Source organism: Streptomyces sp. NPDC007346 (assembly GCF_040703535.1).
In the GTDB taxonomy this organism is placed as follows: Bacteria; Actinomycetota; Actinomycetes; order Streptomycetales; family Streptomycetaceae; genus Streptomyces.
Genome location: NZ_JBEYKR010000246.1, coordinates 1 through 6,455, shown reverse-complemented (window position 1 = coordinate 6,455; position 6,455 = coordinate 1). Strand labels below are relative to the sequence as shown.

General features: G+C 72.9%; 5 protein-coding genes and 1 pseudogene. All 6 read left to right on the top strand.

All coding sequences use genetic code 11. The annotated features are described in order from the left end of the window. The coding region (locus AB0917_RS33300) for a tetratricopeptide repeat protein (RefSeq protein ID WP_366823447.1) at positions 1-1,884 on the top strand (1,884 nt) is incomplete at its 5' end. Positions 1,885-2,027: 143 nt separating this feature from the next. After that, positions 2,028-3,143: an alanine dehydrogenase gene (ald, locus tag AB0917_RS33295; protein ID WP_366823449.1), complete on the top strand. Its 1,116-nt coding sequence runs from the start codon at positions 2,028-2,030 to the stop codon at positions 3,141-3,143. Positions 3,144-3,510: 367 nt separating this feature from the next. Further along, positions 3,511-4,629, top strand: coding sequence for a ParA family protein (locus AB0917_RS33290; protein ID WP_018488026.1), 1,119 nt, complete (start codon positions 3,511-3,513; stop codon positions 4,627-4,629). Next, entirely contained in the window at positions 4,626-5,189 is a 564-nt protein-coding gene (locus AB0917_RS33285) for a hypothetical protein (RefSeq protein ID WP_366823448.1), read from the top strand. Before AB0917_RS33290 ends, AB0917_RS33285 begins: the two co-directional genes overlap by 4 nt. Positions 5,190-5,266: 77 nt before the next feature. Beyond that, complete coding sequence (locus AB0917_RS33280; protein WP_366823446.1) at positions 5,267-6,259, top strand: segregation/condensation protein A; 993 nt, start codon at positions 5,267-5,269, stop codon at positions 6,257-6,259. Further along, a pseudogene (locus AB0917_RS33275) lies at positions 6,256-6,455 on the top strand (hypothetical protein); the annotation flags it as partial. The gene AB0917_RS33280 and the pseudogene AB0917_RS33275, both read left to right, overlap by 4 nt.

Sequence of the window (6,455 nt, the reverse complement as noted above, 5' to 3'; positions counted from 1 at the left end):
CCGGGCCCCGACGCGTCGGGGCCCGGGACCGGAACGGGCGCGCTGCCCTGGGCCGTTGCCGGTACGGGCCTGGAGCCCTACCCCGACGGGGTGCTCCGGGTCGGCCTCACCGAACCCGGCGGCCAACGCGTCCCCACCGAACGCAGCGCGGCGGAGATCCTCGGCCTGCTCTCCATCGCCGTCCCGCCCGGCGCCGACCAGGACGAACTCTCCGAGATGGTCCGCGAGGCCCTCGCCGTACGCCGTCTCGTCCTGCTGCTCGACGACGCGGACGACGCCGAACAGGTCGACCCGCTGCTCCCGGAGAACCCGGACTGCCTGGTCGTCGCCACCGCCACCGGCCCGCTGACCGGCATCCCCGACGTACGGCCCTGCACCATCGGCGGCCTGGAGGCGGGCGCGGCCGTGCGGCTGCTCGCCCGCACCATCGGCCAGGTCCGCATCACCGTCGACCCGCGCACCGCCGAGAGCCTGGCCGAGGAGTGCGGGGGGCAGCCCGCCGCGCTCGCCCTGATCGGCGGCTGGCTGGCCACCCACCCCATGGCCTCGGTCGCCGACGTCACCAAGCAGCTCCACGAACTGCCCGACTCCGGCGAGCAGCAGCCCGCCGGCGCCCGCCCGCTGGCCCGCGCCCTGCGGCTCGTCCACGACTCCCTGCCGCAGGCCGCCGCCCGGATACTGCGCCTCCTGGCCCTCGCGCCCGCCGGGCTCGCCGACGCCCACACCGCCTCCGCGCTGGCCGGCTGTTCGGTCTCGGCCGCCCGGTCGACCCTGGACGACTTCGTACGGCTGGGGCTGCTGCGGACGGACGGGGCCGCCCACCCCCAGTACGGGGTGCCCGGCTGCCTCGCCCCGATGCTGCGGGCGCTCCTGGAGGACCTGGACCGCCCGGCCGAGATCCAGCTCGCCCGCGCCCGGATGCTGGAGCGGACCGTACGGCGGCTCCAGGCCTGCCGGGCGGTCACCGAACCGGAGGGGACCACCGCCCACCGCAGGCTCGCCGGGCTGCCGCGCTCCCTGCGCTTCCCGAGCGCGGACGAGGCGGGCGTCTGGCTGCTGCTGCGGCAGCCCGCGCTGCTCGCCGCGGCCCGGCTCGCGGTGGCCGACGGAGAGCTGGACACCCTGGCCCGGCGGCTGGTCGCGGCCCTGGTGCGGGCGCTGGCCGTGCACCGGGGCACCGAGGCCGCCGCCCCGGAGCTGTACGGGCTGCACGGCCTGGTCCTGGACGTGGCGCTCCGCCGCGACCTGCCCCGTGAGCAGGCGGCCGCGCTGCTGAACCTCGCGGACCTGGACGCCCGGACCGGCCGCACCCGGCACGCCCTGACCCGCTACCGGGCCGCGCTGGACGCCGGACGGGCCGCCGGGGACCTGTACGCGACGGGCCGCGCGATGGAATCCGTAGGCAGTACGTACGCCGAGCTGGGCGACTACCACCGGGCCTCCGACTGGTACGGCCGGGCGCTCGCCCAGCGCCTGACCCACGGGGAGCGGGCGGACGAGGCGCGGCTGTACGAGCGGCTCGGCGCCGTCCACAGCTACGCCGGGCGGTACGGCGAGGCGCTGCGGAACTGGCGGGCCGCCGCCGCGGGCCACCGCAGGCTCGGCGACCTGGCCGCCCAGGCGCGGGCCCTCAGCGAGGCGGCGCGGGTGCAGGAGTACGCGGGGCGGCCGCACGAGGCGCTGCACACCTGCCGGGAGGCGGCCGGGCTGGCCCGTCGCGCCGGTGACGTGCGGCTTCAGGCGGCGCTCCAGCTCCGGCTGGCCGACACCCTGGACCGGCTCGGCGATCCGGCGGCGGCTCGGCTGCACCGGGTCGCCGCCGACAGGTTGCTGGGAGAAGAGGGTTCTGCCTACGAAATCCGCAGTGCTTCGACAGAAAGTTAATGCTTTGTAAGGCTAGACAGCAGGAAGTCCTTCATTAGACTGGCTCTGCCGCGTTCCTTCGTGGCGTCTCCATTTATGCTGTATATGTCCGGGTGTGCACCGCTGTGCCCGGATTACCCTCCGAGCCAAGGACCGTGATCGACGTGAAGGTCGGCATCCCCCGCGAAGTCAAGAACAACGAGTTCCGGGTGGCGATCACCCCCGCCGGAGTGCATGAGCTCGTCCGCCACGGCCACCAGGTCGTCATCGAACAGGACGCCGGCGCGGGCTCGTCCATCCCGGACCAGGAGTACGTCGCCGCGGGCGCGGAGATACTGTCCACCGCCGACGAGGTCTGGGCCGCCGCCGACCTGCTGCTCAAGGTCAAGGAGCCGGTCGCCGAGGAGTACCACCGCCTCCGCAAGGGCCAGACCCTCTTCACGTACCTGCACCTCGCCGCCTCCCGCGCGTGCACCGACGCGCTGCTGGCCTCCGGCACCACCGCCATCGCCTACGAGACGGTCGAGACCGCGAACCGCGCCCTGCCGCTGCTCGCCCCGATGTCCGAGGTCGCGGGCCGCCTCGCCCCGCAGGTCGGCGCGTACCACCTGATGCGCTCGGCCGGCGGCCGCGGCGTGCTCCCCGGCGGTGTCCCCGGTACGGCGGCCGGCAAGGCCGTCGTCATCGGCGGCGGCGTCTCCGGCTGGAACGCCACGCAGATCGCCGTGGGCCTCGGCTTCCACGTCACGCTGCTGGACCGTGACATCAACAAGCTGCGCGAGGCCGACAGGATCTTCGGCACCCAGGTGCAGACCGTCGTCTCCAACGCCTTCGAGCTGGAGAAGGCCGTCGTCGAGGCCGACCTCGTCATCGGCGCCGTACTGATCCCCGGAGCCAAGGCCCCGAAGCTGGTCACCAACGAGCTCGTCGCCAAGATGAAGCCCGGAAGTGTACTTGTCGACATTGCGATCGACCAGGGCGGCTGCTTCGAGGACTCGCACCCGACCACCCACGCCGAGCCGACCTTCCAGGTCCACGACTCGGTCTTCTACTGCGTCGCCAACATGCCCGGCGCGGTGCCGAACACCTCGACCTACGCGCTCACCAACGCCACGATGCCCTACATCGTGGAGCTGGCGAACCGTGGCTGGGCCGACGCCCTGCGCCGCGACGCCGCCCTGGCCAAGGGGCTCAACACCCATGAGGGCCAGGTCGTTTACCGCGAGGTGGCCGAGGCGCACGGCCTCGCGCACATCGAGCTGAGCACCCTGCTCGGCTGACGGGCCGACACCCGCGTCAACATCGCACCCCCGGCCGGACCTTGCCGAGCAAGGTCCGGCCGGAGGCGTGCCGGGCCCCGTGAGGTCCTGATGCGACTCGCCTCGAACATGGCTCTTCACCCGATTCGTGCGGCGGCGAAATGTGCGGCTTGGCCGCTGTGCACCCTTGACAGTGAGGCGTTCGATTGCCGACACATCGGGCCGGGTCCGGCGGATTGTGTTGCTGCGGACCGGTGACACGCCATAGAGTCGCCAATCGTCGGCATGGTGCCACGCTGACCTATCGATAAGTTTCCTGGTCACGTCCAAGGAGGTAAGACGACTTGTGAATGAGTCGACAATTACTCCCGGGGGTGGTCAACCAGGGATGCCTGCACGGGGTCTGAGCCCGATCGGGCTCGAAGCTGTCGGCTCCGTCGCTGTCCGCACCTTCGCCACCCAACAGCACATGACGACAGCCCCCCAGATGATGGACGGCCTACACGTGAACGCCACGGCCGGCAACGAGAGTGGCCGGAACACCGACCGCTTCGCCGACTTCGCCGAGGTGCCCGAGGGGCACTTCTACGACCCCGACGCCGAGTACGAGCCCGATCCGGAGTACGCGGCCACGCTCGCGCCCGACGCCGCGCGCCAGCGCCGCGAGCGCATCGGCCCGACCGGACGGCCCCTGCCGTACTTCCCGATCCCGGGCCCCCTGACCGACCACGGCCCCGCGAAGATCATCGCGATGTGCAACCAGAAGGGCGGCGTCGGCAAGACCACGTCGACCATCAACCTGGGCGCCGCGCTCGCCGAGTACGGACGCCGCGTCCTGCTCGTCGACTTCGACCCGCAGGGCGCCCTCTCGGTCGGCCTCGGGGTCAACCCGATGGAGCTCGACCTCACCGTCTACAACCTGCTCATGGAGCGGGGCATGGCGGCCGACGAGGTCCTGCTGAAGACCGCCGTCCCCAACATGGACCTGCTGCCGAGCAACATCGACCTCTCGGCCGCCGAGGTGCAGCTCGTCAGCGAGGTGGCCCGCGAGTCCACGCTCCAGCGCGCCCTGAAGCCGCTGATGGCCGACTACGACTACATCGTGATCGACTGTCAGCCCTCGCTCGGCCTGCTCACCGTGAACGCCCTGACCGCCGCCCACAAGGTCATAGTGCCGCTGGAGTGCGAGTTCTTCGCGCTGCGCGGGGTGGCGCTGCTCACCGAGACCATCGAGAAGGTCCAGGAGCGGCTCAACCCCGAGCTGGAGCTCGACGGCATCCTCGCCACCATGTACGACTCCCGTACGGTGCACAGCCGCGAGGTCCTGGCGCGCGTCGTCGAGGCCTTCGACGAGCACGTCTACCACACCGTCATCGGGCGCACGGTCCGCTTCCCGGAGACCACGGTCGCCGGTGAGCCCATCACCACCTACGCCTCCAACTCGGTCGGTGCCGCCGCCTATCGCCAGCTCGCCAGGGAGGTGCTCGCCCGGTGTCACGCCGAGTGAGTCTGCCGGGGGCCGACGAACTGTTCCGTACCACCGGAGGAGGGATGGGCCTCCAGTCCTCCTCCCCGGCAGACCGGCGACGCAAGGCGAACGGCGAACCACGGGTGCCCGCACCGGCGGGGGAGAGCGATCCCCAGGGCCAGGGCGGCGCTCCGGCCGAGGGCCGTGAGGAGCACGCCTCCGCCGGCACCGACGGCGGCCCGCGCGGCCCCCGCGGCGAGGACGACCGCAGGGCAGCGGCTCCCGCCCCCGGCGACCGGCCCGCGCCCCCTGCCCCGGCGGAGCAGTCCCCGGCCGTCCAGCAGCAGCGCAGGCGCGGCGGCGGACGCGGCGCCAACCGGCGCCCCAGCGGTCGCGAACGCCACGACGAGAAGATCACGGTCTACGTCTCCGCCGAGGAGCTGATGGACCTGGAACACGCCCGGCTCGTCCTGCGCGGCGAACACGGCCTCGCCGTCGACCGCGGCCGCATCGTCCGCGAGGCGGTGGCGGTCGTCCTGGCCGACCTGGAGTCCCGGGGCGACGCGAGCATCCTCGTACGGCGGCTGCGCGGCCGCTGACCGGCGCCGCGCCGGTAGCCTGCCGGGTGGGACCCGCCGGCCGGCGGAGCCCGTCCGCGCCCCACCCCTGGACCACCATGCCCACGCCCGACGACCCCGCCGCCCCGCGCCGCCGCGCCCTGGGGCGGGGGCCGGGGGTGGCGGCGGCGCCCGTGGAGGCCCAGGAGGCGGCTCCGGAGCCCGTACGGGAGCCGGAAGCCGATCCCGTGGCGGCGGCGGCCGGGCCGGGTGCCGTAAGTGAGCCGGAGGCGGACGACAGGCGCTTCACCGTCCGGCTGGTGAACTTCGAGGGCCCCTTCGACCTCCTCCTCCAGCTGATCTCGCGGCACAAGCTGGACGTCACCGAGGTCGCGCTCTCCAAGGTCACCGACGAGTTCATGGCGTACATCCGCGCCATGGGCCCGGACTGGGACCTCGACCAGACCACCGAGTTCCTCGTCGTCGCCGCCACCCTGCTCGACCTGAAGGCCGCCCGGCTGCTGCCCGCCGCCGAGGTGGAGGACGAGGCGGACCTGGCGCTCCTGGAGGCGCGGGACCTGCTCTTCGCGCGGCTGCTCCAGTACCGCGCGTACAAGCGGATCGCGGACATCTTCCAGGGCCGCCTGGAGTCCGAGGCCCGCCGCCACCCCCGTACCGTCGGCCTGGAGGACCACCACGCCGAGCTGCTGCCCGAGGTCGTCATCAGCATCGGCCCCGACGGGTTCGCCAAGCTGGCCGTCAAGGCGATGCAGCCGAAGGCCAAGCCCCAGGTGTACGTCGACCACATCCACGCCCCGCTGGTCAGCGTGCGGGAGCAGGCGGGCATCGTGGTGGAGCGGCTGCGCGAGGCCGGGGCGGCGGTGAGCTTCCGGGCCCTCACCGAGGACGCCCCCGACACCCTCACGGTGGTCGCCCGCTTCCTGGCCCTGCTGGAGCTGTACCGGGAGAAGGCCGTCACCCTGGACCAGGACGAGGCGCTGGGCGACCTGATGGTGGCCTGGTGCGGCGGGGTGGACGCGGAGCCGGTGGTGACGGACGAGTTCGACCAGGAACGGGACGGGGCCCCCGAGGAGAGGGACGTACGGGAATGAGCGCGCAGCCGACCGCACAGGACGATGAGGGAGCCGTCGCCTCGCTCGACCTGAAGCCCGCCCTGGAGGCGGTCCTCATGGTCGTCGACGAGCCCGCCACCGTCGACCGCAACAGCGCCGCGCCCAAGCGCCCGGTGGTCACTACGGGGCAGTACGTGGTTCGCCCGGGCGATACGCTGTTCTCGATTGCCTTTCG